This is a genomic window from Orbus sasakiae, assembly GCF_039542345.1.
In the GTDB taxonomy this organism is placed as follows: Bacteria; Pseudomonadota; Gammaproteobacteria; order Enterobacterales; family Orbaceae; genus Orbus; species Orbus sasakiae.
In genome coordinates this window covers 165,455-191,755 of record NZ_BAABHY010000005.1, presented here as the reverse complement: position 1 = coordinate 191,755, position 26,301 = coordinate 165,455, and the positions used below count along the sequence as shown (strand labels likewise).

Genomic DNA, 26,301 nt, shown 5'->3' with positions numbered 1-26,301 from the left:
TCTCCCTTGTTTTATATTAAAATTTTCCCTAACAATTGCTTAACTTCCAATGTACTTTTGCTGTTGAGTATTTGGCTTAAAAGTGGCTCATCTTGGAAAGATGACGCTAACTTCATGAGGAACGTTAAGTGGGTATCTGCTTCTTTAAGCAGTAATCCAAAAACAATGTTTACCGCCAACGGCTCGTCTGTTTCTGCATTTTTAAATACAATACCTTGTCGACTGGTTACCACGAATAAACCATTTTTTTTCACAAACTCAGGATCAACATGTGGCATTGCAACATTGATTGTTCTGAGTTTAAATCCGGTTGGGTGGTTATCTTCTCGAGCAATAACTTTGCCCAGATAGTCATTTGTTACAGCATCTTGTTTGAGTAATGTTTTGCTGACATAGCTAAACATTTCATCACGATCTGAATAAGGACAATCTAAGAAAATATTATTTTCATCTAAGTTTGCTATTTGCATGGTTGCCACCTATTTAACGTTATTTTTGTAGGTTTAATACATTCATTGCGATAATTTTTTTATAAACTACGCTATGAACATCGGCTTTAGCTTTTAATAGCACCTTAATTAAATTGTATTCGTTGTTATTTGCGACGTATTGTTTCCCGATAGAGGTGATATAGGCTCGTCTAAGATCGCCACCAATGTTGAGTTTTACAACATTGTATTGGCTGATTTTTTTCAAGACTTCATCATCAATACCCGAACCGCCATGAATGACTAAAGGAACAGGGGAGATATCTGATAATTTTTTTAAGAGTTCAAAATCAATTTTAGGTTGTTCTTCAAAACCATGTACGTTACCAACCGATACTGCAAGTGTTGCACATCCAGTTTTTTCAACAAATTCGATAACTTGATCGGGGTTAGTTTTACTATCGGCTTCGTTAACTTCACCGTCTTCTTTACCGGTTATAGCGCCAAGTTCAGCTTCAACTGGAATATTATAGCCACCACAAAAGTCGACGATTTCTTTAGTTTTACGGATATTCTCAGCAAAAGGTAAATGGGATGCATCAAACATGATAGAGGTAAAACCTGCTTCAACGGCTTGTTTTACATCTTCAAAAGTTTTGCCATGATCAAGATGTAAACAAAATGGTGTTTGCATTGTGCTTGCACGATTTCTTACCATATCGACAATGTATTTATATCCTGATAATACAATATTTGTTGGTGCGATTTGAACCATGCTCGGAATACCGCTTTCTTCAATTGCATCAAGTATACCCAGTGAGGTTTCTAAATTAGCGGTATTAAATGCACCAGCTAAAACTTTTCGTTTTTTTATTTCATTTAAAAGTGTGTATCCATTTACTAATGCCATAGATGTCTCCTATGTTCGCCTGAGTGTTGTACCTAAGTAATTAACATTTGATTTTAACCAAACGTTACCAAATTCAACTGCTAGATCATTGTCTAAATAAACGGTTTGTTCTAAATGTAGTACGGGGGATGTTTCACTAATATCAAGCATTTGAGCGCGTTCTTTGCCGACAATACGGGCAGAATAACGACACTCTGAATATTTGATTTTTTGATGCGTAATGCTTTCTAATTCACTAAAAAGACTGTATTTATTGAAATCAATATCCACAACTTGTGGGAAAAGGGCTAAATTAATTCGGTTTTCAATAAACATAATTTTTTCACCGTTAACACTACGAACACGTTCCATATAAAAAATATCGGAATTAGTCGGGATTTGTAGCTTACTGCTGATATATTCATTGGATTTTTCAATACGTTTGGTGATCACTTCGGTCACGAAATTAACGTTTTGCATTTCAAGTGATTCGGCAAATGACTGTAAACCGTAGCCTAATTGATATGAAATATTCTCTTTTTTAACATAGGTTCCTTTGCCTTGAATTTGTTCAAGTACCGATTCTTTTATGAGTAAATCAACGGCTTTGCGTACCGTACCGCGGCTGACGGACAGAACTTTCATAATTTCATTTTCAGACGGGATTCTATCGCCTGATTTTAGATCATTTCGATAAATTTGATCCCTGATCCACTCTTTTACTTGTACATATAAAGGGGTACTGGAGAATTTATTAATGTTCATTGATGATCCTTAATTTTGAGTTAGATTAAATATACAACCATAGTTGTATATGTACAACTATAGACAACCTTAATTTTATTAAAATGAGAACTTAATCACATTTTTGTACACAGTACACAGTGACAAATTCATTATAATCAAATTTTAAACAAATGATGTAAAGAAAAAGGTGAGTGAGTGATCGGTGTTTTGATGGTGTGAAAGGCTTCCAAAAATAAGCTATCATTTTGATATTTATCTATAAAACAAAGAAGACATGGATACTGATACATTAAAACTGTGTTTTAATTAAGCTTAGGTAGCCAATAAAAAACCCGGTATAAACCGGGTTCTTTTCATGCCAATAATGATTACATATTGGTTGTGAATGTACGAGAAATCACATCACGTTGTTGTTCCGGTGTTAATGAGTTAAAACGAACCGCATAACCAGAAACACGAATGGTTAATTGTGGATAGTTTTCTGGGTTTTTAACTGCATCTTCTAATGTTTCACGACGTAATACGTTAACATTCAAATGTTGGCCACCTTCAACTTTAACTGTTGGTGCAACATCTAAAGGAATTTCACGATATTCGAATTGACCAAGGTCTTGTGTTGAAACAATTTGATCTTCTTTATACACAGATTTAGCTGCAACACAACGAGCTTCATTTGTTTCATCGTCTAATAACCAGAAAGAATTAAGAAGCGCATTATTGTCTGCTTTAGTGATTTGGATACCTGTAATCATTTTTAAACCCTCCTACTGAGCTTAATGAATTGCCCTAATAAATTTATGGTTAATATAGCACTTCTAAAAATTGATTTAAATCAAAAAAAGCTATTAATTTGATAATTTTTTCCTTTCTTATAAAATTATTAATAATCAAAAGGTTATTTTTAATATGATGTGAGCTAAATCAGATTGCGTGATCAAAATGGGTTACCAAAGTCCTAAAATAGCAATAATTAAAGCAGAAAACTTAAGCAAATGGACCCCAAAATAAGGTTAAAAAAGACTTATTTGGTGAATCTTATTATAACAATTAGGCTTATTAACATTTTTCGGTATAATTACCAATAAGGCGCAGCGCATAAATATCATTAAAAACAAAATGTAGGCAGCTTATGGCAGAACAATTAACTTGGCATGATGTAATTGGTGCCGAAAAAGAAAAAGATTATTTTAAACATATCATGCACTATGTCGCGACAGCGCGTAATAGTGGAAAAACAGTCTATCCACCGCAACAAGATGTATTCAATGCATTTCGTTTTACGCCATTTGCCGATATTAAAGTCGTGATCTTAGGCCAAGATCCTTATCATGGGCCTCATCAAGCACATGGCCTATCATTTTCAGTTTTACCCGGTATAAAAACCCCACCATCGCTACAAAACATGTATAAAGAACTGGCTACCGATATCGCGGGTTTTCAAATTCCAAAACACGGTTATTTAGCGTATTGGGCAGAACAAGGTGTGTTAATGCTCAATAATGTATTAACTGTTGAAGCTGGGCAAGCTCATTCTCATGCAAAAATTGGTTGGGAAACCTTTACTGATCATGTAATAGCCGCTATTAACGATAATTTAACCGGTGTGGTTTTTTTATTGTGGGGTTCTCCTGCGCAAAAGAAAGGTCAATTTATTGATCGTAATAAGCACCATGTACTGACAGCAGTGCATCCATCACCGCTATCTGCTCATCGGGGATTTTTTGGCTGTCAGCATTTTTCAAAAGCAAATCAATTCATTGAACAACAAGGTAAAACACCAATCGATTGGCAACCTCGTTTACCGCAAGAGAATGCTTAACATGACTAAAAAACGCCGTTCTGGTTTGATTGAAATTGCTAATCTTGCAGGTGTGAGCAAGATGACGGTAAGTCGTTTTTTACGTGATGCCAGTTTAGTCTCAGAACCTTTACAACATAAAATTAAAGCTGTCATTGATGAACTCGGGTATATCCCGAATAAAGCGCCAGACATGTTATCAAATGCTAAAAGTCATGCGATCGGTGTGGTATTACCTTCACTGACTAACCAAGTATTTGCTGATGTGTTAAAAGGAATTGAGATGATCACCGATGCGCATGGTTATCAAACCATGATTGCACATACCGGTTATAGCGCAGATAAAGAAGAGATGCGCTTGCGTTCATTATTATCTTACAATGTTGATGGGGTCATTTTAACCGAACGTTCCCATAATGCTGCAACACTAAAAATGCTGGAAATCGCGGATATTCCAGTGGTTGAAATTATGGATAGCGTAACGCCATGTATTGATATGGCTGTCGGGATTGATAACTTTGCGGTTACCAAAACGATGATTAAGCGTATGATTAAAAAAGGCCGTAAACATACTGCTTATTTTAGCGCAAGACAAGATGACCGTAGTATTATCCGTCAAAAAGCGTACGAAGAAGCCATGCTTGAGGCTGGATTAAAACCCCATACTGTTGCAACAAAAGAAGCCTCATCATATTCACTGGGGGCTAAGCTTTTGCAACGTGCACTCAGTGAGTATCCGCAAATTGATGGTGTATTTAGTACCAATGATGACTTGGCATTAGGTGTTCTTTTTGAGTGTCAACGTTTAAACATTAACGTTCCTAAACAGCTTGCCATTGTGGGCTTCCATGGTCATGATGTCGGCCAAGCAATATCGCCACAATTGGCGTCTATTTTAACCCCTCGTATTGAGATTGGTAAAACAGCGGCTGAGTTATTATTAAAACGCTTAACGGGTGAAGATGTTGAGCATAAGATGGTCGAATTACCCGTACAATATTTAGATGGTGAAAGCCTTTAAATGAATTAACCCTGTTTTTATCAGGGTTTTCGTGCTGTCGCCTTTTTTCTCTCAAAATAAAATATGATATAGATCACAAATTTCACTTTTCGATGTTGAATTACAGTCTTATAATGCATGAAAATGTTACCCGTAACATTACAGTTTATAGAGGGTGTGATTGTGAAAGATAAAAAAAAGCAAGTCTTTATATTAATGGGTGTCTCAGGCTCTGGTAAATCAGCTGTGGCTAAACAAGTATCGTATGATTTGGACGCAGTTTCTTTAGATGGTGATTTTTTGCATCCCAAAGCCAATATTTTAAAAATGCGCAGCGGCGTGCCACTTAATGACCAAGATCGTATGCCTTGGCTTAAACTGATCAGTGATGCGGCTTTTGCAATGAGTAATGTCAATTCGATTTCAATTATTATCTGTTCATCTTTAAAACATCAATACCGCGATATCATTCGTGGTGATAACGATAATGTGCATTTTATTTATTTAAAAGGTCGTTTTGAAGTGATTGAAGAAAGGCTGAAAAAACGTCAGGGGCATTATCAAAAAACCGGTATGTTGCAATCACAGTTTGATACGTTAGAAGAACCCTCAGCTGATGAAAAAGATATTTTTATTGTCAATATTGAGCAGCCATTAGATAAGGTTGTTGCAGACACCAAAGCGATTATTTGCCAAGTATGTGAATGCTAGCACATTGTGCGTTAAGTCCCATGTTTAACATCAGATGATATAACATCAAAGAGCTAAAAAAATGAATCCGATAGTACAGGCTGTAACCCAGCGAATTATTGAACGATCTCGAACAAGCCGACGCGCTTATCTTTTAAAGATTGAGCAAGCAATGTCACATAAGGTGACTCGAGCAAGTTTACCATGTAGTAATTTAGCACACGGTTTTGCAGCATGCTGTAGTAGTGATAAAAATGATTTAAAAAATATTTTAAAAAGCAATATCGGGATCATTAATTCATATAACGATATGCTATCAGCTCATCGTCCTTATGCGTTTTATCCACAGCAAATCACCAAGGTGCTGCGTGAATGGGGTGCTGTTGGTCAGATGGCTGGTGGCGTGCCAGCCATGTGTGATGGTGTAACACAAGGTGAACCGGGCATGGAAATCTCATTAATGAGTCGTGATGTGATTGCTATGTCGGTGGCGGTTGCGCTTTCGCATAATATGTTTGATGGTGCTTTATATTTAGGTATTTGCGATAAAATCGTACCAGGGTTATTTGTGGGGGCGATGGCATTTGGTCATTTACCTGCTATTTTTATTCCTGCAGGGCCAATGCCATCGGGGTTGCCAAATAAAGAAAAGGTTCGTATTCGTCAGTTGTATTCAGAAGGTAAAGCCAGCCGTGAAGATTTACTTGAGTCGGAATCGGCGTCTTATCATACCAGTGGAACCTGTACTTTTTATGGCACAGCAAACAGTAACCAGATGGTAATTGAATTAATGGGATTACATTTACCAGGAGCGGCTTTTGTCCATCCGGAAACCACACTGCGTTTTGAGTTAACCAATGCTGCAGCAAAACAAATTACGCGTTTAACCGAGCAATCTGGCAACTTTATGCCTGTTGGTAAAATGGTGGATGAACGCGTGATTGTTAATGGCTTAGTCGCACTGTTAGCCACAGGAGGCTCAACCAATTTAACTATGCATATTGTGGCGATGGCTAAAGCGGCTGGGATTATTATTAATTGGGATGATATTTCCGATTTATCAACAGTGGTACCTTTGTTGTGTAAAATTTATCCGAATGGCCCCGCAGATATCAATTACTTTCAAGCAGCCGGTGGCACGTCTGTACTTGTGCGCGAACTCCTTGCCGGCGGTTTACTTCATGAAGATGTTGAGACCGTTGTGGGGCGAGGTCTTAGCCGATACACGAAAGAGCCTATTTTAGATAATGGCCAATTGATTTATCGTGAAGGTCCTGCGCAATCATTAGATTTTGACGTGATTGCATCGATTGATAAACCCTTTAGCTCGCATGGCGGTTTAAAAGTAATGAGTGGTAATTTAGGCCGTGCAGTTATGAAAACATCGGCAATTGATTTGGATCATCAAATTATTGAAGCGCCAGCAGTGGTATTTGACAGTCAATATGATCTCGATGCCGAGTTTAAAGCGGGTAATTTGAATAAAGATTGTGTGGTGGTTGTTCGCTTTCAAGGCCCAAAAGCGATAGGTATGCCGGAATTGCATAAATTAATTACACCGTTAGGGGTTTTACAAGATCGGGGTTATCGCGTGGCTTTATTAACGGATGGGCGTTTATCCGGCGCTTCCGGTAAAGTGCCAGCCGCGATTCACGTTACACCAGAGGCATACTGTGGTGGATTACTCAATAAAGTCCAAAACGGTGATATGATTCGTGTCAATGGGCAAACAGGTGAAATGACGTTGTTGGTCGAGTCACAACAACTAGCAACCAGAATACCTTCTACCCTCGATTTGACAGAATCTCATCAAGGGTTTGGTCGTGAATTATTCAGTGTGATTCGTGAGAATTTAACCTCTGCTGAAGAAGGGGCTGTCAGTTTTTAAGCCCATTGAAAGGGGCATTTTTGCCCTTTTTACACTATAATGATAGGTTATGATAAAAAAATAACGAAAATCATTGATTAATTTCCAGTATATCAATCGGTTGATTACTACAGACAGATAAACAGATTGCCCCAACGGTTTGGTGATGGGCATAAAACGCCTCGGCAAATTCGGCAGTAATTCGCTGCTTAGGCATTTCAATTTGCATCTCTTTCATTTGCCATACACCTTTGGCATAAAGTTTTAGTGCCGATTCGCGTAACGTCCATAATTGCCAAAAGGCATCAAGCGGATCGGCTTGCTCATTAAGCCACTGATTTTCTTGCGCTGAAAAAAACTGTTTGGCTATCGCCATAAAGTTTTTGCGTGTACGTTTGAACTCAATATCCAGCCCAAGTCGACCTTGGCTCGAAACCCCAACAGCAACATAGTTATGACTATGACTAATATTAAAATCCGGCAAATTTGCTTTATCAAATTGCGGACGCTGATTATTACCGATAACAATATTGGGTAAATAGCTAATATCAAAGTAATGATTTAAGATTTCCGCGAGCAAATAACGGCAAGCAACAAACTGTGTTTGCCTTACGCCACTTAAACGCGCCGCTTGTGTTCTAACTTGTTCTGACAGTAACGGCGAACTGAGCATCGACGCTAGGGGTAAATCATCTAAGTTAGCAGACTGAATAAAAACAAAATTTTTGCTCATCGTGACTTTATTGTATATAGCGTATAAGAAATTTTGACTATTCTAACAGGATTTTGGTGAGTTGTTTTAAAACATGTTATGCTTATCAATATTATTTTTAGCCATCAATTGTCGGGAAGTAATCATGAAATTTCCTAAAGCGATACAAACAAAGTTAATTAGTGCTGGCCGCAAAAAACGTTATACACAAGGTTCAGTCAATAGTGTGATTCAGCGCGCATCTTCATTAGTATTTGATACGGTTGATGATAAAAAGGAAGCGGCAAAAAATCGCACGCAAGGCGCATTATTTTATGGTCGCCGCGGGACGTTAACGCATTTTTCATTGCAAGATGCGATGTGCGAACTTGAAGGTGGTGCTGGTTGTTATCTTTATCCGTGCGGAGCAGCTGCGGTAACGAATGCAATTTTAGCATTTGTTAAAACGGGTGATCATGTCTTAATTTCTGAAGGGGCATATGAACCAACACAGGAATTTGCCAATCATGTTTTAAACGATCTTGGCGTCGAAAGCAGTTATTTTCCAGCATTGATCGGTCGCTATATTACAAAATACATTCGACCTAATACCAAAGTCCTCTTTTTAGAAGCGCCTAGCTCAATTACGATGGAGGTGCACGACATCCCTTCAATCGTTAAAGCGGCGCGAGAAATAAATCCAGACATTGTGATTATGATAGATAATACTTGGAGTGCGGGAGTATTATTTAAAGCGTTAGAATTTGATATTGATATTTCAATTCAAGCGGGAACCAAATACCTTGTCGGTCATTCTGATGCGATGATTGGTACTGCTGTGGCAAATGAACGGTGCTGGGCTCAATTACGTGAGCGTTCTTATTTGATGGGGCAAATGTGCGATGCTGATACAGCATACGTGACCGCGCGTGGCCTTCGCACATTAGGTGTACGTCTAATGCAGCATCAAAAAAGCAGTTTAAAAGTCGCCAAGTGGCTTGCTAAACATCCAAACGTTGAACGTGTTAATCACCCTGCTCTATCAAGTTGTAAAGGTTATCAATTTTTTAGACGAGATTTTGTTGGTTACAGTGGTTTGTTCTCTTTTATTCTTAAAGAACGTCTGTCGGAAGCACAACTTGCTGACTTTTTAGATGAGTTTAGTTTATTTTCGATGGCATATTCTTGGGGAGGGTTTGAATCACTCATTCTTGCTCACCAACCTGAAGAGATTGCACAAATTCGACCTGTCAGTGGCGTCAATTTTGAAGGAACCTTGATTCGGTTGCATATTGGGTTAGAAGACGCCGATGATTTAATTGCGGATCTTGAAGCGGGTCTTGAGCGCATTAACCTGAATAAAAATAAGATGAAAGCGCTACAATCATTAATTTAATCGTATGAACGACTCTTTATTATTGACACAACACCTGCATAACACGGTATTAACCAAAATCGGTGATCACCGTGATATATTGGTCGCTTACAGTGGTGGCATTGATTCATCCGTGTTACTGCATGCGTTAGTCTGTATTCAACAACAGCATTTAGCTGATTTAAAAATACGCGCTATTTATATCCATCATGGGATTAGTCAACATGCAGATCAATGGGCAACCCATTGTCAGCAACAGTGTGCTCAGTGGCAAGTGCCCTGCATCATTGAGCATGTCATATTAGCATTAGACGCGGGTAATATCGAACAGCAAGCCAGAGAGGCGCGTTATCAAGCGATATCCAAACATTTGCATGCTAATTCTGTGTTATGTACTGCGCAGCATCTTGATGATCAGTGTGAAACCTTCTTGTTAGCCTTGAAGCGAGGTAGCGGTCCGATGGGATTATCGGCCATGCCAGAAGTGATATTAACACATCGCCACTATCATATACGCCCTCTATTAACAGTTAGTCGTCAGCAAATTGAGCATTATGCCAGTGCATATCATTTATGTTGGGTTGAAGATGAAAGTAACCAAGATGATTATTATGATCGTAACTTTTTGCGTCTCAATGTGTTACCAATTATTAGTCAACGTTGGCCACATTTTAACCAGATGGTTGCACGCAGTGCTGAGCTGTGTAATGAGCAGCAGCAATTGCTTGATGAATTATTACAACCGACATTTATGGCTCTGATTGATCACCAAAAAAGCCTATTACTTGAACCGCTTTATATGATGTCTGCGGCTAAACGTAATGCAGTGTTGCGGATGTGGTTTAAAGAACATAACGCCATTATGCCAAGTCGTAAACAGTTAGCGGTAATTTGGCAAACGGTGATTATGGCTAAAGACGATAGTAATCCACAGTTTATTTTACATGATCAACAAATTCGCCGTTATCAAAATCGACTCTATTTATTGCCACAATATCAGGATTTATTACCGGTCGTGCTCAACTGGCATTTAGAACCCCCTTTACCCCTTCCCGATGGATTAGGGTTATTGACGGTGACTAAGACAAATAGCAATTGCCGCTTACCCCTGCATGATGAGGTGGTATCGATACGTTTTTATGCTAAAGGCAATTATCATATTGTTGGACGGCAAGGTTCTCGACAAATCAAAAAACTGTGGCAAGAATTTGGTATAGCACCTTGGATGCGTTCTCGCATTCCATTGGTATTTTATAATGAACAGCTGATCACTGCCGTAAATGTGTTTGTGACTGAGCAAGGTCAAGGTCATGATCTCGGGTTTTCATTGTGTTAAGCCCCCCTTTTTTGCGCCAATTTAGTGCATCAAAATTAATTATGATTTTTGCTTAATATTTAGACTAATTCATCGAATTAGTTAATGCATTTCTCGTGTATTCAGAATAAGATTACGCATTGTATTAAGTCAAACGATAGAGCAATTTGATAATTTGTGTGTTAATTGAGATTTTTGTTAATCAATGGTTGACTTGATATAGGTAAATGGGTTTAAAATAACAGGCTCTAATTATTAAAGCGATTGTTTATTCCTTTCATTATTGTTAATGATTAAAGGTATAAGCAATATTTTTTTATTTTTAATAAAAAAGGTAAGAGGTAATATGGCAGTCTCCTCTCCAGATTCACCACAAGAGTATATTCGGCACCATCTGCATAACCTACAAATAGGTGAAGGATTTTGGACGCTTAATATCGACTCATTATTCTTCTCAATTTTGCTAGGTGTGATATTTTTATTTATTTTCCATCGTGTTGCCCGTAGAGCAACCAGTGGTGTACCCGGCAAATTGCAATGTGCAGTTGAACTGATCTTTGGATTTGTAGATAGTACCGTTAAAGATATGTTTAGCGGGCAAAACAAATTGATCGCACCGTTGGCATTAACTGTATTTATGTGGGTCTTTTTAATGAACTTAATGGACCTTATTCCAGTTGATTTCCTGCCTTATGCAGCTCAACAAGCCGGTATTCCTTACTTGCGTGTGGTGCCAACAGCGGATGTTAGTATAACCATGTCGATGTCATTAGGTGTGTTTTTACTGATTATCATCTATACGTTCAAATATAAAGGTGTAAAAGGCTTCATTAAAGAGTATACGTTACATCCTTTTAATCATTGGGCGTTTGCACCGATCAACTTTGTCCTAGAAATGGTGAGCTTACTGGCTAAACCGATTTCATTAGGTCTACGACTATTTGGAAATATGTATGCGGGTGAGTTAATTTTTATCTTAATCGCGGCGTTAATTCCTTGGTGGTCACAATGGATCTTGTCACTACCGTGGGCAATTTTCCATATTTTGATTATCACATTACAAGCATTTATTTTTATGGTGTTGACGATCGTCTATTTATCAATGGCGTCGGCAACGGAAGATCACTAGTAAACACTTATTTTTTTTAATATTAACTGGAGTAATATGATGGATATGTTATTTATAGCTGCAGGCATAATGATGGGCTTAGCTGCAATCGGTGGTGCAATTGGCATCGGTATTTTGGGTGGTAAATTTTTAGAAGGTGCTGCTCGTCAACCAGAATTAATGCCAATGTTACGTACGCAGTTCTTCATTGTTATGGGACTTGTTGATGCGATTCCAATGATTAGTGTTGGTATTGCACTGTATGTTATTTTCGCTGTTGCTGGTTAATAATTAATTTATTGTATATGAAAAATATAAGAGGAATTGTCTCATGAATATGAATGCAACACTCCTCGGCCAAGCAATTACATTTGTATTGTTTGTTTGGTTCTGTATGAAGTTTGTATGGCCACCGGTTATTCGTGCGATTGAAAAACGCCAAAAAGAGATAGCTGACGGTTTAAACTCTGCAGAAGCAGCAAAAAAAGATTTGGAATTAGCCAAAGCAAATACATCTGAAATTATGCAACAGGCTAAGGCTGAGGCAAATGCAATTATCGAGCAAGCGAATAAACGTAAAGCGACGATTATTGAAGAAGCCGGGCAAGAAGCTAACCGCGAAAAAGAACGTATTGTCGCGCAAGGTCTTGCTGAGGTAGAAGCTGAACGTAAGCGTGCTCGTGAAGAATTGAAGCAACAAGTTGCGTTGCTTGCAATTGCTGGTGCAGAAAAAATTATTGAACGTTCTGTTAATGAAGCTGCAAATAGCGACATTATTGACAAACTTGTAGCTGAACTATAAGAGGAGATTGAGCAATGGCAGACTTGATTACAATTGCTCGCCCTTATGCTAAAGCTGCGTTTGATTTTGCTGTAGAACGAGACAGCATTGAAGCATGGCATAAGATGCTTGTTTTAGCATCACATGTTAGTGAGGATCAACAAATTCAAAGTGTTTTGACCTCTGACATGAAGCCAGCTTCAGTTGCCAATTTATTCATCAGTATCTGTAAAGAAGTACTTGATGAATATCGTACTAATTTTATTAAAGTGATGGCAGAAAATAAGCGTTTAGCTTTACTGCCTGACGTATTAAGTCTTTTTATGCAATATCGTTTAGAAAGAGAATCTGTGGCTGATGTTGATGTGATTTCAGCTGCACCATTAACCGATTCACAACTTGATAAAATTACAGCAGCAGTCGAACAACGTTTATCTCGAAAAGTAAAACTAAAATGTCATATTGATCAATCAATTATTTCTGGTTTTATTATTCGTTCGGGTGATATGGTTATTGATAGTAGTATTAGAGGGCGCCTTAATCGTTTAAGTGACGCGCTACAGTCTTAAGGGGACTGATAATGCATCTAAATTCAACTGAAATAAGTGAACTAATTAAAGAGCGAATTGCTCAGTTCAATGTCGTGAGCGAAGCTCACAATGAAGGAACAATTATATCAGTCAGTGATGGTATTCTTCGTATTCATGGATTAACCGAAGTAATGCAAGGCGAAATGATTGCACTACCCGGTAACCGTTACGCAATGGCACTTAACTTAGAGCGTGACTCAGTGGGTGCAGTGGTAATGGGACCATATGAAGATCTTGCTGAAGGTATGAAAGTTCAATGTACAGGTCGTATTTTACAGGTTCCGGTTGGTGAAGGCTTATTAGGCCGCGTTATCAACACGCTAGGTGAACCTATTGATGGTAAAGGCACACTTCAACATGATGGTTTCTCACCTGTTGAAATGGTTGCACCTGGTGTAATCGAGCGTCAATCTGTTGATCAGGCTTTACAAACAGGTTATAAAGCCGTTGACTCAATGATTCCAATTGGGCGTGGTCAACGAGAATTAATCATCGGTGACCGTCAAACGGGTAAAACGGCATTAGCGGTTGATGCTATCATCAATCAACGCGATTCTGGTGTTAAGTGTATTTATGTGGCGATCGGTCAAAAGCAATCAACGATTGCTAACGTCGTGCGTAAACTTGAAGAGCATGGCGCATTAAAAAATACTATCGTGGTTGTTGCATCTGCTTCTGAGTCAGCAGCATTACAATATCTTGCGCCTTACGCTGGTTGTGCGATGGGTGAATATTTCCGTGACCGTGGTCAAGATGCGCTAGTGGTTTATGATGATTTATCAAAACAAGCCGTAGCATACCGTCAAATTTCATTATTATTACGTCGTCCACCTGGGCGTGAAGCGTATCCTGGTGACGTATTCTATTTACATTCACGTTTACTTGAACGTGCAGCACGTGTTAATGCGGATTATGTTGAAGAATTCACGAAAGGTGCAGTAAAAGGTAAAACCGGTTCATTAACGGCATTACCGATTATTGAAACACAAGCTGGTGACGTATCAGCATTCGTACCTACTAACGTAATTTCGATCACTGATGGTCAGATTTTCTTAGAGACAAACTTATTTAACTCTGGTATTCGTCCAGCGGTTAACCCGGGTATTTCGGTATCGCGTGTAGGTGGTGCGGCTCAGACCAAAGTGATGAAAAAATTATCGGGTGGTATTCGTACTGCGCTTGCACAGTATCGTGAATTAGCTGCGTTCTCTCAGTTTGCCTCAGATCTTGATGAAGCAACACGTAATCAGTTAAGCCATGGTGAAAAGGTTACCGAGCTTTTAAAACAAAAACAATATGCGCCAATGACAGTCGCTGAACAAGCTGTTGTGTTATTTGCTGCAGAACGTGGGTATTTAGAAGACGTTGAACTTGCAAAAGTCCTCCCTTTTGAAGCGGCATTACTTTCTTATGCACATAGTCAGTATACTGATTTTATGGCAGAGCTTGCTAAAACAGGTAATTACAATGATGACGTTGAGAATAAGCTAAAAGAGATGCTTGAAAGCTTTAAATCAACACAAACTTGGTAATTATCAGGCAGAGGTAAATTAAATGGCTAATGCAAAAGAGATAAGAACGAAGATCGCAAGTATTCAAAGTACACAAAAGATTACGAAAGCGATGGAAATGGTTGCCAACTCTAAAATGCGTAAAACGCAAGATAGAATGGCAGCAAGTCGTCCTTATGCGGAGTTAATTCGTAACGTAATTGGGCATTTAGCGTTAGCTAATTCTGGCGTTAAACATTCCTATCTTGAAGATAGGGATGTGAAACGTGTTGGCTACCTGATCATTTCAACGGATCGTGGTTTGTGCGGTGGCTTAAATATTAACTTATTTAAGACAGTACTTGCTGATATGACAAAATGGCAAGAGAAAGGCGTTGAGTCAGATCTTGCTTTGATTGGTTCAAGGGGCGTATCATTTTTCACTTCAATGAAAGCCAATATTTTAACACAAGTCACCGGAATGGGTGATGAACCGACTCTCTCAAATTTGATTGGGCCAGTTAAAACGATGTTAAAAGCGTATGATGACGGTAAAATTGATCGCTTATACATTGTGACAAACAAGTTTATTAACACGATGTCACAAAAACCAACTATACAGCAGCTTATACCGCTTGAACCCGCAGATGATGAAGAACTTAAAGCGAAAACATGGGACTATATTTATGAGCCCGATGCCAGTTCATTATTAGATGTGATGTTACGTCGTTATATTGAATCACAAGTTTATCAAGCTGTTGTTGAAAACTTAGCGAGCGAACAGGCTGCACGAATGGTAGCGATGAAAGCGGCAACCGACAATGGTGCAAATCTGATTAAAGATTTACAAATTGTGTATAACAAAGCTCGTCAAGGCGCAATCACCAACGAGTTGATTGATATTGTATCGGGTGCTGCAGCAGTTTCAGGTTAACGTTAAGTCATGTTGAATACAGTGATATTTAACAGATTATATTGAGATATAAGACATAGAGGATTAAAGATGGCTACTGGAAAGATTGTCCAGATTATCGGCGCCGTAGTTGATGTCGAATTCCCGGAAGATGCGGTACCTAATATTTATGACGCATTAGATGTGGAAACTGGCGGTGAAAAACTTGTTCTGGAAGTTCAACAACAATTGGGTGGCGGTGTCGTTTGTTGTATTGCCATGGGATCGACTGATGGTCTAAGACGTGGTTTGAACGTAGTGAATAGCGGTCACGGTATTGAAGTACCCGTTGGTACAGAAACACTGGGTCGTATCATGAACGTACTGGGTGATCCAGTTGATAAAGCTGGCCCAATCAACGAAAAAGAACGTTGGGGTATTCACCGTAGTGCACCAAGTTATGAAGATTTAGCTAACTCAACAGAACTTTTAGAAACGGGAATCAAAGTCATCGACTTGATTTGTCCATTTGCTAAAGGGGGTAAAGTCGGTTTATTCGGTGGTGCTGGTGTTGGTAAAACCGTAAACATGATGGAGCTAATTCGTAATATCGCGATTGAGCACTCAGGTTACTCGGTATTTACGGGTGTGGGTGAACGAACACGTGAAGGTAATGACTTCTATCATGAGATGCGTGAGTCTAACGTACTTGATAAAGTATCACTGGTTTATGGTCAGATGAATGAGCCACCAGGGAACCGTTTACGTGTTGCTCTAACCGGTTTAACCATTGCTGAAAAATTCCGTGATGAAGGTAAAGACGTGTTATTGTTTATCGATAATATTTATCGTTATACCTTAGCGGGTACCGAAGTATCTGCACTTTTAGGTCGTATGCCATCGGCGGTAGGTTATCAACCGACCCTTGCTGAAGAGATGGGACAACTGCAAGAGCGTATTACATCAACCAAAACGGGTTCAATCACGTCAATCCAAGCGGTGTATGTTCCTGCCGATGACTTAACGGATCCATCACCAGCGACAACGTTTGCTCACTTAGATGCAACAATCGTATTAAGCCGTCAGATTGCCTCTTTAGGTATTTATCCAGCGGTTGATCCACTTGACTCAACCAGTCGTCAATTAGATCCATTAGTTGTTGGTCAAGAACATTATGATTGTGCGCGTGGTGTTCAATCTATTTTACAACGTTATCAAGAACTAAAAGACATCATTGCGATTCTTGGTATGGATGAGTTATCAGAAGACGATAAATTAACCGTCGCTCGTGCACGTAAAATTCAACGTTTCTTATCTCAACCGTTCTTCGTTGCGGAAGTCTTTACCGGTTCACCGGGTAAATACGTTTCATTGAAAGATACCATTAGTGCATTTAAAGGCATTATGAATGGTGATTACGATCATCTTCCTGAACAAGCATTCTACATGGTCGGTTCAATTGACGAAGTGATTGAGAAAGCGAAGTCTCTATAAGAGATGAATAGAGCGGAGATAGTATTATGGCACTAACTTCCTATCAATTAGAAGTTGTTAGTGCTGAATCTCACTTGTTTTCAGGTGATGTTCAGCGAATCAGAGTAACAGGTGGTGAAGGTGAACTGGGGATTTATCCTGGTCATACTCCACTGCTAACCACAATTAAACCCGGTATGGTGGGTATTGTTAAAGCTGATGGGGAAGAAGAGTTTATCTATTTATCGGGTGGCATTTTAGAAGTGCAACCGACCATGGTAACTATTTTGGCTGATACCGCAATTCGAGGTGAAGATCTTGATGAAGCTAAAGCGCAAGATGCGGTAAGGCAAGCGCAAGAACATATCAATAATCCAAGTGCTGATATGACTTATGCTCAAGCTTCAGCTGAACTGTCTAAGGCATTAGCAAAATTACGTGTTATTGATTTAACCCGTCGTAGTCGCTAATTCCCTATCTAATAATAGTCGGTATATCTGAGTGATATATCGGCTATTTTTTTATGTTGTTTTGATGTATGGCGATCATAAATTAAGTCGATTATTGCAGTGTTTTTGATTTTTTGTCAGCGATTAGGATAAAAAAAGTAGCTAATTATCAAGAAAATATTTATAATTCGTTGCCTGTTAAATCAGCGTCTCTTTTATTTTATGTCAACCTCAACTAAAACTGAATTAATCTATCGATTAGAAGATCGTCCACCTTTACCACAAACACTTTTTGCCGCATTACAGCACTTACTTGCTATGTTTGTTGCCGTTATCACGCCAGCTTTGATCATCTGTCAAAGTTTAGGGTTACCAGCGGAAGATACTCAACATATTATAAGTATGTCGTTATTTGCATCGGGTGTTGCATCTTTAATCCAAATCCGTGCCTGGGGACCGGTTGGTTCCGGCTTACTCTCTATTCAAGGAACCAGCTTTAACTTCGTTGCGCCAGTTATTGCAGGTGGGCTTACCTTAAAAAATGGTGGTGCTAGTGTCGACGTGATGATGGCAACCCTATTTGGTACATTAATGCTGGGCTCATTGACCGAAATGATCTTATCGCGCGTACTGCATTTAGCGCAAAGAATTATCACGCCGTTAGTTTCCGGGATTGTGGTAATGATTATTGGGTTATCGCTTATCCAAGTTGGTTTAACCTCGGTAGGTGGTGGTTTTGCCGCAATGGCGAATAACACGTTCGGTGCGCCGATTAACTTACTGCTAGCCGGTGTTGTGCTATTAGTGATTATTTTACTTAATATCCAAAAAAATGCATACTTGCGTTTGTCTTCATTAGTAATTGCAATGGCGATTGGCTATGGATTAGCTTGGTGGCTTGATCTGCTTCCACAAACAACAGAATCGACAACGTCGAGCTTTATCATGATCCCAATGCCACTTTATTATGGGTTGAATATTGATTGGGGCTTGTTACTGCCTTTTATTTTAGTCTTTTTAATTACCTCGCTTGAAACAATTGGTGATATTACGGCAACCTCTGATGTATCAGAACAACCGGTTTCAGGGCCCGTTTACATGAAACGTTTAAAAGGTGGTGTATTAGCAAATGGTTTTAATTCATTTGTTTCTGCCGTGTTTAATACTTTCCCGAACTCGTGTTTTGGTCAAAATAATGGCGTCATTCAATTAACGGGTGTAGCGAGTCGCTATGTCGGTTATTTTGTCGCCGCCATGTTAGTATTACTCGGCCTTTTCCCACAAGTGAGTGGTTTTGTCCAACACATTCCTGAACCGGTTCTGGGTGGTGCAACGTTAGTAATGTTTGGTACGATTGCCGCTTCTGGGGTAAGAATTGTGTCACGCATTACACTTAATCGCCGTGCAATTATGATTATTGCATTATCACTCGGTATTGGTCTGGGGGTTTCACAACAACCGCAGATTTTCCAATTTATGCCAGATTGGATTAAATCGCTCTTTTCATCGGGCATTGCCGCCGGTGGTTTAACGGCGATTGTGCTTAACTTTATTTTCCCAGAAGATAAGAAAGATTAAGTTTTTTATATATGTTTGGGCTATGATTTGACCTAATTAACATTGGTGTTGAGTATTAGTGTAGCCTATCCATTTCTATGTTATAGCATGCTAGGTGTTTTGCCTCTATTGTAGTCGTGGAGTATATTCGATGTGGTGCTCAGGCAACCCGAAGGATTTTGAACGAAATCCCTCGGGCTCCCTCGTTCCACTACGCGTGGTGCGTAGGGCGTATATTTGACGGGTTTATGGTTTTTAGGTTCATCTATATGCTGATGGCATTGCAAGTGTTCATTTTCATAAAATGGTTCCATTTTTTTTCGCTAATGAAATTAATCTATTCTTTTGCCATTTGAAGAAAATTTTATCCAAAAGAAATAGTTTCAATGATCTTATAAATAGAATTCCACCCCAAATGGTTATGACCCAAATCGGCCAATTGAGGTGAGGTGAATATATATAATTAATAATATACATTATTGAACACACAATAATGGCAACTATGATTTTTTTTAATAACTTAATTTCATCTTTTACTTGTTTTCTAGCTTCATCTATTCGATTATCTAGTTCATTACTTTCGATTATTGGTTCAGAAACAAGATCAGATACACTAACATTAAACACGGAAGCTAATGCACTAAGCGTCTCTAAACTTGGAACTTCATTATTTTCAACTCGCTGAATAGTTCTAACACTTAGCGATGATAACTGAGCTAATTGTTCTTGAGACCACGCTCTTTCTAATCTCAATTTTTTAACTTTATTTTCCATAATAAATCTCCTCTAAATAAATTTAGAATTATTATTTCAGCGCTGAAATTTCATGTCAACGACACCATAGTGACATAAATATGACAATGATACGACAATCTTAAGACTAGTAAGTTAATAGAAAAAAGAGGAAATTTTAAAGTTAGAATGATTATAAAAAATTATTATTATTTATGAAATAAACTATCAAAATAACCGACTACAAGTGAAGGTTAAAAAGTGCAGACATACCTCACCACGCAGAGTGGAACAGGGAATTGGCGGTTTTTGTTGGAAACACTCGGTCGACCAAGCACCCAAAACGATATATTTCACAGCTCTTTTAAGGTGAAAAAAATAGCAATTAGCGAGTTAATCTCAAATATTAAACCATCCACAAGAGTGTCGTGGAGATTCGTCAGGTTCGCATGCCTTTAACTTAGATATTAGAACCATTTTATTTGCATTTACTAATGGTTAAAACGTCCGAAAATTCACTTTATTGTTAGTAAAGTTTCTTTGACCAACCCAGTTTGGTTGATAAGGTTCTAAAGTAATTATAGTTTGCGGCATGAATCAAGTTAAATTCGTAAGGTGCACGCTTAATTTGAATCTCATCTGTCGGCTGCACAGCTAGAATGATCTGGCTATCGCAGGCAATTTGTAAATTCTCTGTGGCGTGAGGGAATTTAATTTTAATGATATTATCACTTTTAATTACCAAGGGCCTTGCTGATAGTGAGTGTGGGAACATTGGCGTAATAATAAAAGCATCAAGTTCTGGTGTAATAATGGGGCCACCAGCTGATAATGAATAAGCGGTCGAACCGGTTGGCGTGGAAATAATAACGCCATCAGCACGCTGTGCGAAGGCTTTTTTATCGTTAATATAAGCCTCATACTCTATCATATGTGCGACTTGGCTTGGATGGACAACGATTTCATTAACCGCAAAACTTGAGATTGTGCTCTCGCCTTGTTTGTTATACAACGTGACTTCAAGTAAGAAGCGAGAGTCATCGAGATACTCACCCGCTAACACTTCAGATAAGCTGGCAACGGCTTTGTCGGGGGTAATATCGGTTAGAAAACCTAAATTACCGCGATTAATGCCAATAATTTTAATATTATAGTGTGATAAATAGCGCGCTGCTCTTAACATATTACCATCACCGCCAACCACGATCGCAAGTTGAGCTTGTTCACCAATTTCATCAAGACTTGCATAATGTTTAACGTCGAGTGAAAGTTGATTCATTAATTTGTCTTCAACTAATACGCGATAGTTATTTTTAGTTAGCCAATGATACAGCATCTCGTGAGTTGCGAGCGCTTCAGGTTGCCTAGGTACACCAATTAATCCGATACAATTAAATAGTGTGTTCATAAAATAGTCCTTTTAATTTTTTGATTTTAAATAATAAAATCGTTTTCTTGCATTGGTTTTATGATATGCGCTTGTAATCCCAAATTTTATCCCCATAATACCTTAAATAAATAGCACCTTAAATAAAAAGTATTTTTGATAATTTTGGAGTACCTTATGACAGAGCAAGAAAATAATATGTCACAACAAAATGAAGATATTAACACAAAAGCGGAATCAGCAGACAATATTAACAATGCAACGCAACCAGATAGTCAGCCTCAAGCGCAACTTGATGCGGTGATTAAAGAGAAAGATCAGCGTATTGAAACACTTGAAAAAGAGCTACAAATTGCCAAAAAGAATGAAAGTGAAGCGATGGTTCGTGCTCGTGCTGAAATCGACAATGTCCGTAAACGAGTTGAACAAGATGTTGAAAAAGCCCATAAATTTGCTTTAGAAAAATTCTCAGCAGAATTATTGCCGGTCATTGATAATCTAGAACGTGCACTTGAAGCAACCGACAAAGCGAACCCAGAACATCAAGCTACGATTGAAGGTTTAGAGTTAACCTTGAAATCGTTTTTAGACACCGTGAAAAAATTTGGTGTTGATGTGGTTTCAACTGAAAGTGGTGTTTTAAATCCAGATGTTCATCAAGCGATTACCATGATTGAATCACCTGAACATAAAGCGGGTCAAATCGTTAATACGATTCAAAAGGGTTATACCTTAAATGGCCGTCTTATTCGTCCCGCCATGGTTGTGGTTGCAAAATAGTTTACAAGCGATAATCTCACACGCTGGTGTGTGAGATTATCGATTAGTTTGGATATTAAAAAGGCATTGCACCATCGTACCTGCTTGACCGTCAGAACGATTTTTCAAAATTAATTGCCCTTGGTGCAGTTTAATAATGCGGTGTACAATACTGAGTCCAAGTCCGATCCCTTTGTGCCGACGATCCATTCTAAAAAAAGCTTGTGTCAGTTGTGATATTTTATCTTCATCGATACCGGGTCCCTGATCTTTCACTTCAAGTAAAATATGCTGCTCATCATGTTGATAGCAACTCACCGTAATTTCAGTCTGTGGCGGGCTATAGCGTGAAGCATTTTCGACCAAATTACGAATTAGTAGGCAAATCAGCGTACTATCCCCCATAAATGCAATAGATGGTTTACTGAGTTGCCAAGTGAGCGTTTGAGCTTTGTTTTCGACCATCTCATTTAATTCGCCTGCAATGACATTGACCACATTTGCTTGAAAATCAATGGACTGCTCATCACCAGTAATGAATTTTTGACTTGCTCTGGCAAGGGTTAATAGTTGTTCAACGGTATTAACTAAGCGATCTATACGCTCAATCAGCTCTTGGCAAGGAATGTTTTGTTTGAGTTCGAGCAGTTCTAAATGCAGTCGAATTCCTGCTAGGGGCGTACGCAGCTCATGTGCCACATCGGCAGTAAATAGGCGTTCTTGTTGCAGAGTTTCATCTAAGCGAAAGAAAAGACTATTTAACGCCGTAGAAATTGACTTTATCTCGCGCATTTCACTCAGTGATTGAATGGGGCGTAAATTGTCAGCCGTGCGGATGGATAAGTCATATTGCAGCGACTCAAGTGGTTTAGTTATGCGTTTAATTGCTTTATAAGCTAAAAATAATGTCACAGACATAATCACTAACGTTGACAGCAATAATGCAAAAATGGCTTCAACTTCTTCACGATGAATTGCAGCGGCGCTGATCTCTTTACTCAACGTGAGATCAACTAACACATCAATTTGCTCTTTGCTTTCATGCCATAGCCAAAAGACCGTGACTAATTGGCAGACCAACATAATTAAACCCAGCGTGATAAATAAATTCCAACGAATGCTGTATCGAATCTGATCAATTTTTTGTTGGATTGGCATCATGTTTCTCACTTTGTTGGTAATGGGTCGAGTATAAATTGATAGCCATAGCCGCGAATGGTACGGATATACTGCTTACCAATTTTTTGGCGCAAGCTATGGATATGGACTTCTAATACATTTGAGCTTGGATCACTACTCCAGCTATACAGATCATTTTGCAGAATATCACGGTGAATTTGCTGTGGTGCTTTACCCATTAGTCTGGCTAGAATGGCATATTCTTTTGGCGTAAGAGCAATAACCGTTTGATTAAAACAGACTTGCTGTTGTTTAAGATCGAGCACAAATGGGCCACACTCAATGGTGTTATCACTATGGCCTTGATTACGCCGAATTAATGCCCTGACGCGGGCAAGTAATTCGGTTAACGCAAAGGGCTTAATAAGATAATCATCAGCCCCTAAATCAAGTCCTTCAACGCGATCTTCTATCGTATCACGTGCCGTCAAGATCAAAACTGGAATCGCAATTTTTTGTTTACGCCATTGCGATAAGAGCTGTAATCCATCACAGTCCGGTAAGCCAAGATCTAAAATGACCAGACTGAATTGCGATATCGCCATTAATTGATTTGCTTGTTTACCATTTTCAGCGATTTCACAAGCATAACCTTCTCCACTCAAAGCACTGTAGAGGCCTTTTTGTAGTAAACTATCATCTTCAGTTATCAGTATTTTCATCGTTTTTATTTTGGCTCAATATGATTTAAAGTCGTTCGACAAGTACCTAATATATCCAATTGTGCATGGTATTGTGTCGTTTTTACATTAAACATCCCTAATAAGGAGTGAAACAAGTTATCTTGTGAAAACGGCTGTGTTTTTGCTGCTACATCGAGACACTGGCGATCAACAGCTTGTTGTTGTTCATATTTATCCGATAACCATAAGACAAGCGGAATCTCGGTTTGTTCCTTTGGCGCGATAGAATACGGCATACCATGCAAATAAATATTGTTTTCGCCCAATGATTCGCCATGATCGGAAAGATACATTAAGGTGGTATTGTAACGGTTATCATAACGTTTTAACAAATCAATTGTTTGGTTAATGACGGCATCCGTGTACACGATCGTATTATCATAGGTATTGACTAAGGCGTCTTGTGAACAGCGATTTATTTCATTCGTGTCACATGTTGGTGTAAATTTACGGTATTCGTCAGGGTAACGCTGATAATAAGTTGGACCATGGCTACCTATCGTATGTAACACGATTAATGTATCATTTTGGATATGATCTAGATATTCAGGTAAGTCAGTCAGCAAAATATCGTCATAGCAAACCCCTTCTTGACAGAGTTTTGACGCATTTTGATATTTCTGAGTAACATCAATCGTTGGTACTCGATCACATACACCTTTGCAACCACTATCATTATCAACCCATAAAATATTAACACCGGCTTTTTGTAAAATATCTAACGCATTGGATTGCTTATTAGCCAGTTTAGGATTGTAATCTTCCCGAGTCATATTTGAAAACATGCACGGCAAAGAGTAAGCCGTTGCAGTACCACAAGACGTGGTATTTTGGAAATAAGTGACATTTTGCTTGGCGAGTAATGCATTTGTGTCTTTACTATAGCCACCTAATGAAAAATTATTAGCACGAGCAGTTTCACCGACAATTAGAATCATTACATTTTTTTGCCCGTTGCTATTCGCTGATGGCTCTTGATAGGCATCATCGCCTAATTCAACAAAGGGTAAATTTTTATATTTTAAGTAATCATATTGATTATAAATGGCCGCAATGTAGTTTGACGGGGTCAAATATTTAATGATGCCAGAATTATTACGCATAAATGCAGCATAATTTTTATAGAATAATGCCGCGACCAATACAATTAGCAGAACGGCTAAAATCACAGAACAAAGACGACGCAATAAATACAGGCCCCAGTGTTTAATTGGTTTGATGTTTACCAACACGATCAGCAATATTGGCAATAGACCAAACAGGATGATTTCAATGATCAAACCAGGCGTGATCAGCGTAAATGACTCTGCTTGGGTTGTATCGAGTGCATTTTGCAACATATCCCGATCGATCATGATACGGTAGGTTGCCATAAAGTAGTTCACAGGCGTGCTAATTAAAATCAAAATACTGGCGACCAATTTAATCAGGCGAGGCCAGATAAAAAGATTAAGTAGTATGAAAATAACACAAAATACGACGAGCGGCATCGTACAGAAAAATACGATATCATTTATCCCCCTAATTGATAAAGCTGATAAGACTTGTTTGTAGTAGGTGGAATTTAAATAGCTTGCCTGATAAATGGCAATAATCGTGATGAATAAGGTGATTGAAATCGGTCGCTGGATTAGCGATTTAATTGTTTTAAACATAATGAAATAGACTCAAATTATCGGCCGATGGCTTGGTTATTGGTGATTAAATAATTTTAAATTTGGTAATCGAGTTTTGAATATTGCCTTAAGATTTGGCCAATATTGATCAATCGTATAAGCACAAACAGCACTGATCACTATTGCTGCCAATATGTCGAGTGGCCAATGTACGCCGAGGTAAATTCTTGCCCAACTGATTAATAGTGCGATCGATAGACAGCCAATAGCGAGATATTGTTTCGTGAGTTGTTGCTTTACGCTGCTAAGCAATGCGAATGTTATGGCAAAAATAAATGCGGCATGTTTGCTCGGTAATGAATTACTACTGGTATGAGGGAGATAGTTAGTTCCGATTGCAAGATCAAACGGCCTTGGTGAACTTACAAAAGCGCGTAATAATACTGTAAGTATGAGTGTTGCCATTACAATCAACGCTATTTTAGCTAACAGCTGTCTGGTGGTGGGTTTTTTAAACCCGCAGTAAACGCCAATAATGATCGGCAAATAGATTAAGTACTGTGCACAAAATAGGGCAAAATTAATGGTAAATTTGCTGGCATCGGGTGCCGCATTAAGCAGTAAAAATAGCTGAGTATTGATTTGTGTTAACATCGTATGACCTTTTACATGGTGAGTGTGCTAACAAGTGTATGGAACTTAGCTTAAGAAAACCTTAAGGCGGGATATTTTACTTAATATTGAATAATTAAGGATGTGCTAGGTTTATTCAGTCTTCATCATGTAATTCAACACTCGATGAGTT

General features: G+C 38.6%; 27 protein-coding genes. 16 read left to right on the top strand and 11 right to left on the bottom strand.

Going from position 1 to position 26,301, the window contains the following annotated elements; genetic code table 11:
* Window positions 1-11 precede the first annotated feature (11 nt).
* The 4 genes from ABEA36_RS10065 to grcA form a co-directional block, all read right to left on the bottom strand.
* Window positions 12-470: a PTS sugar transporter subunit IIA gene (locus tag ABEA36_RS10065; protein ID WP_345491729.1), complete on the bottom strand. Its 459-nt coding sequence runs from the start codon at window positions 468-470 to the stop codon at window positions 12-14.
* A 19-nt stretch (window positions 471-489) separates the two neighbouring features.
* Window positions 490-1,338, bottom strand: coding sequence for a class II aldolase (locus ABEA36_RS10060; protein WP_345491727.1), 849 nt, complete (start codon window positions 1,336-1,338; stop codon window positions 490-492).
* Between the two features lie 9 nt (window positions 1,339-1,347).
* Complete coding sequence (locus ABEA36_RS10055; protein WP_345491724.1) at window positions 1,348-2,082, bottom strand: GntR family transcriptional regulator; 735 nt, start codon at window positions 2,080-2,082, stop codon at window positions 1,348-1,350.
* Between the two features lie 350 nt (window positions 2,083-2,432).
* A complete protein-coding gene (gene grcA / locus ABEA36_RS10050) occupies window positions 2,433-2,816 on the bottom strand; it encodes an autonomous glycyl radical cofactor GrcA (protein ID WP_345491722.1) in 384 nt (127 codons plus the stop codon).
* Window positions 2,817-3,193: 377 nt separating this feature from the next.
* On the opposite strand from grcA, the gene ung reads away from it, so the two are divergent.
* The 4 genes from ung (at window position 3,194) to edd (ending at window position 7,440) form a co-directional block, all read left to right on the top strand.
* Complete coding sequence (ung, locus tag ABEA36_RS10045; RefSeq protein ID WP_345491720.1) at window positions 3,194-3,883, top strand: uracil-DNA glycosylase; 690 nt, start codon at window positions 3,194-3,196, stop codon at window positions 3,881-3,883.
* A 1-nt stretch (window position 3,884) separates the two neighbouring features.
* Window positions 3,885-4,883 carry a gluconate operon transcriptional repressor GntR gene (gene gntR, locus ABEA36_RS10040; protein ID WP_345491718.1) on the top strand — a complete coding sequence of 333 codons (999 nt, stop codon included), beginning with the start codon at window positions 3,885-3,887 and terminating at the stop codon, window positions 4,881-4,883.
* Window positions 4,884-5,006: 123 nt separating this feature from the next.
* The gene (locus tag ABEA36_RS10035) at window positions 5,007-5,573 is read left to right on the top strand and encodes a gluconokinase, GntK/IdnK-type (RefSeq protein ID WP_425571924.1); all 567 of its coding nucleotides are present in this window, start codon (window positions 5,007-5,009) and stop codon (window positions 5,571-5,573) included.
* A 61-nt stretch (window positions 5,574-5,634) separates the two neighbouring features.
* Window positions 5,635-7,440 carry a phosphogluconate dehydratase gene (edd, locus tag ABEA36_RS10030; RefSeq protein WP_345491715.1) on the top strand — a complete coding sequence of 602 codons (1,806 nt, stop codon included), beginning with the start codon at window positions 5,635-5,637 and terminating at the stop codon, window positions 7,438-7,440.
* 70 nt (window positions 7,441-7,510) lie between these two features.
* Here the strand turns inward: edd and ABEA36_RS10025 are convergent, their stop codons facing one another.
* Window positions 7,511-8,152 (bottom strand): 4'-phosphopantetheinyl transferase family protein, encoded by a 642-nt coding sequence (locus ABEA36_RS10025; protein ID WP_345491713.1) that lies wholly within the window; start codon window positions 8,150-8,152, stop codon window positions 7,511-7,513.
* A 124-nt stretch (window positions 8,153-8,276) separates the two neighbouring features.
* On the opposite strand from ABEA36_RS10025, the gene metC reads away from it, so the two are divergent.
* The 11 genes from metC to ABEA36_RS09970 all read left to right on the top strand — a co-directional run bounded on the left by metC (window position 8,277) and on the right by ABEA36_RS09970 (window position 19,161).
* A complete protein-coding gene (gene metC / locus ABEA36_RS10020; protein WP_345491710.1) occupies window positions 8,277-9,506 on the top strand; it encodes a cystathionine beta-lyase in 1,230 nt (409 codons plus the stop codon).
* A 4-nt stretch (window positions 9,507-9,510) separates the two neighbouring features.
* Window positions 9,511-10,821: a tRNA lysidine(34) synthetase TilS gene (gene tilS, locus ABEA36_RS10015; RefSeq protein WP_345491708.1), complete on the top strand. Its 1,311-nt coding sequence runs from the start codon at window positions 9,511-9,513 to the stop codon at window positions 10,819-10,821.
* Window positions 10,822-11,146: 325 nt separating this feature from the next.
* Entirely contained in the window at window positions 11,147-11,929 is a 783-nt protein-coding gene (gene atpB, locus ABEA36_RS10010; RefSeq protein WP_345491706.1) for a F0F1 ATP synthase subunit A, read from the top strand.
* A gap of 39 nt (window positions 11,930-11,968) precedes the next feature.
* Window positions 11,969-12,196: a F0F1 ATP synthase subunit C gene (atpE, locus tag ABEA36_RS10005; protein ID WP_425571923.1), complete on the top strand. Its 228-nt coding sequence runs from the start codon at window positions 11,969-11,971 to the stop codon at window positions 12,194-12,196.
* Window positions 12,197-12,239: 43 nt separating this feature from the next.
* Window positions 12,240-12,710, top strand: a complete 471-nt coding sequence (atpF, locus tag ABEA36_RS10000) for a F0F1 ATP synthase subunit B (RefSeq protein WP_345491702.1) — start codon at window positions 12,240-12,242, stop codon at window positions 12,708-12,710.
* Window positions 12,711-12,724: 14 nt separating this feature from the next.
* Window positions 12,725-13,258 carry a F0F1 ATP synthase subunit delta gene (gene atpH, locus ABEA36_RS09995; protein WP_345491700.1) on the top strand — a complete coding sequence of 178 codons (534 nt, stop codon included), beginning with the start codon at window positions 12,725-12,727 and terminating at the stop codon, window positions 13,256-13,258.
* Between the two features lie 11 nt (window positions 13,259-13,269).
* Window positions 13,270-14,811, top strand: a complete 1,542-nt coding sequence (atpA, locus tag ABEA36_RS09990) for a F0F1 ATP synthase subunit alpha (RefSeq protein ID WP_345491698.1) — start codon at window positions 13,270-13,272, stop codon at window positions 14,809-14,811.
* A 22-nt stretch (window positions 14,812-14,833) separates the two neighbouring features.
* Complete coding sequence (gene atpG, locus ABEA36_RS09985; RefSeq protein ID WP_345491696.1) at window positions 14,834-15,703, top strand: F0F1 ATP synthase subunit gamma; 870 nt, start codon at window positions 14,834-14,836, stop codon at window positions 15,701-15,703.
* 69 nt (window positions 15,704-15,772) lie between these two features.
* Window positions 15,773-17,155, top strand: a complete 1,383-nt coding sequence (gene atpD / locus ABEA36_RS09980; protein WP_345491694.1) for a F0F1 ATP synthase subunit beta — start codon at window positions 15,773-15,775, stop codon at window positions 17,153-17,155.
* Between the two features lie 26 nt (window positions 17,156-17,181).
* A complete protein-coding gene (locus ABEA36_RS09975; RefSeq protein ID WP_345491692.1) occupies window positions 17,182-17,604 on the top strand; it encodes a F0F1 ATP synthase subunit epsilon in 423 nt (140 codons plus the stop codon).
* A gap of 201 nt (window positions 17,605-17,805) precedes the next feature.
* Window positions 17,806-19,161, top strand: a complete 1,356-nt coding sequence (locus tag ABEA36_RS09970; RefSeq protein WP_345491690.1) for a uracil-xanthine permease family protein — start codon at window positions 17,806-17,808, stop codon at window positions 19,159-19,161.
* A gap of 276 nt (window positions 19,162-19,437) precedes the next feature.
* On the opposite strand, the gene ABEA36_RS09965 is transcribed toward ABEA36_RS09970, so the two are convergent.
* Window positions 19,438-19,914, bottom strand: coding sequence for a helix-turn-helix domain-containing protein (locus ABEA36_RS09965; protein WP_345491688.1), 477 nt, complete (start codon window positions 19,912-19,914; stop codon window positions 19,438-19,440).
* Between the two features lie 484 nt (window positions 19,915-20,398).
* Complete coding sequence (nadK, locus tag ABEA36_RS09960) at window positions 20,399-21,280, bottom strand: NAD(+) kinase (RefSeq protein ID WP_345491684.1); 882 nt, start codon at window positions 21,278-21,280, stop codon at window positions 20,399-20,401.
* A gap of 156 nt (window positions 21,281-21,436) precedes the next feature.
* Here nadK and grpE point away from each other — a divergent pair, with 156 nt between their 5' ends.
* Window positions 21,437-22,039, top strand: coding sequence for a nucleotide exchange factor GrpE (gene grpE / locus ABEA36_RS09955; protein WP_345491682.1), 603 nt, complete (start codon window positions 21,437-21,439; stop codon window positions 22,037-22,039).
* Window positions 22,040-22,075: 36 nt separating this feature from the next.
* Here grpE and pmrB read toward each other — a convergent pair whose 3' ends face one another.
* From pmrB to ABEA36_RS09935, 4 genes are read right to left on the bottom strand one after another with little or no spacing between them, the layout of a single operon-like run.
* On the bottom strand, window positions 22,076-23,179 hold the full coding sequence (pmrB, locus tag ABEA36_RS09950; protein WP_345491680.1) for a two-component system sensor histidine kinase PmrB: 1,104 nt from the start codon (window positions 23,177-23,179) through the stop codon (window positions 22,076-22,078).
* 5 nt (window positions 23,180-23,184) lie between these two features.
* Complete coding sequence (gene pmrA / locus ABEA36_RS09945) at window positions 23,185-23,859, bottom strand: two-component system response regulator PmrA (protein ID WP_345491678.1); 675 nt, start codon at window positions 23,857-23,859, stop codon at window positions 23,185-23,187.
* Between the two features lie 5 nt (window positions 23,860-23,864).
* Window positions 23,865-25,535 carry a phosphoethanolamine transferase EptA gene (eptA, locus tag ABEA36_RS09940; RefSeq protein ID WP_345491675.1) on the bottom strand — a complete coding sequence of 557 codons (1,671 nt, stop codon included), beginning with the start codon at window positions 25,533-25,535 and terminating at the stop codon, window positions 23,865-23,867.
* A 36-nt stretch (window positions 25,536-25,571) separates the two neighbouring features.
* Window positions 25,572-26,150: a phosphatase PAP2 family protein gene (locus ABEA36_RS09935; protein ID WP_345491673.1), complete on the bottom strand. Its 579-nt coding sequence runs from the start codon at window positions 26,148-26,150 to the stop codon at window positions 25,572-25,574.
* Between the last annotated feature and the right edge of the window lie 151 nt (window positions 26,151-26,301).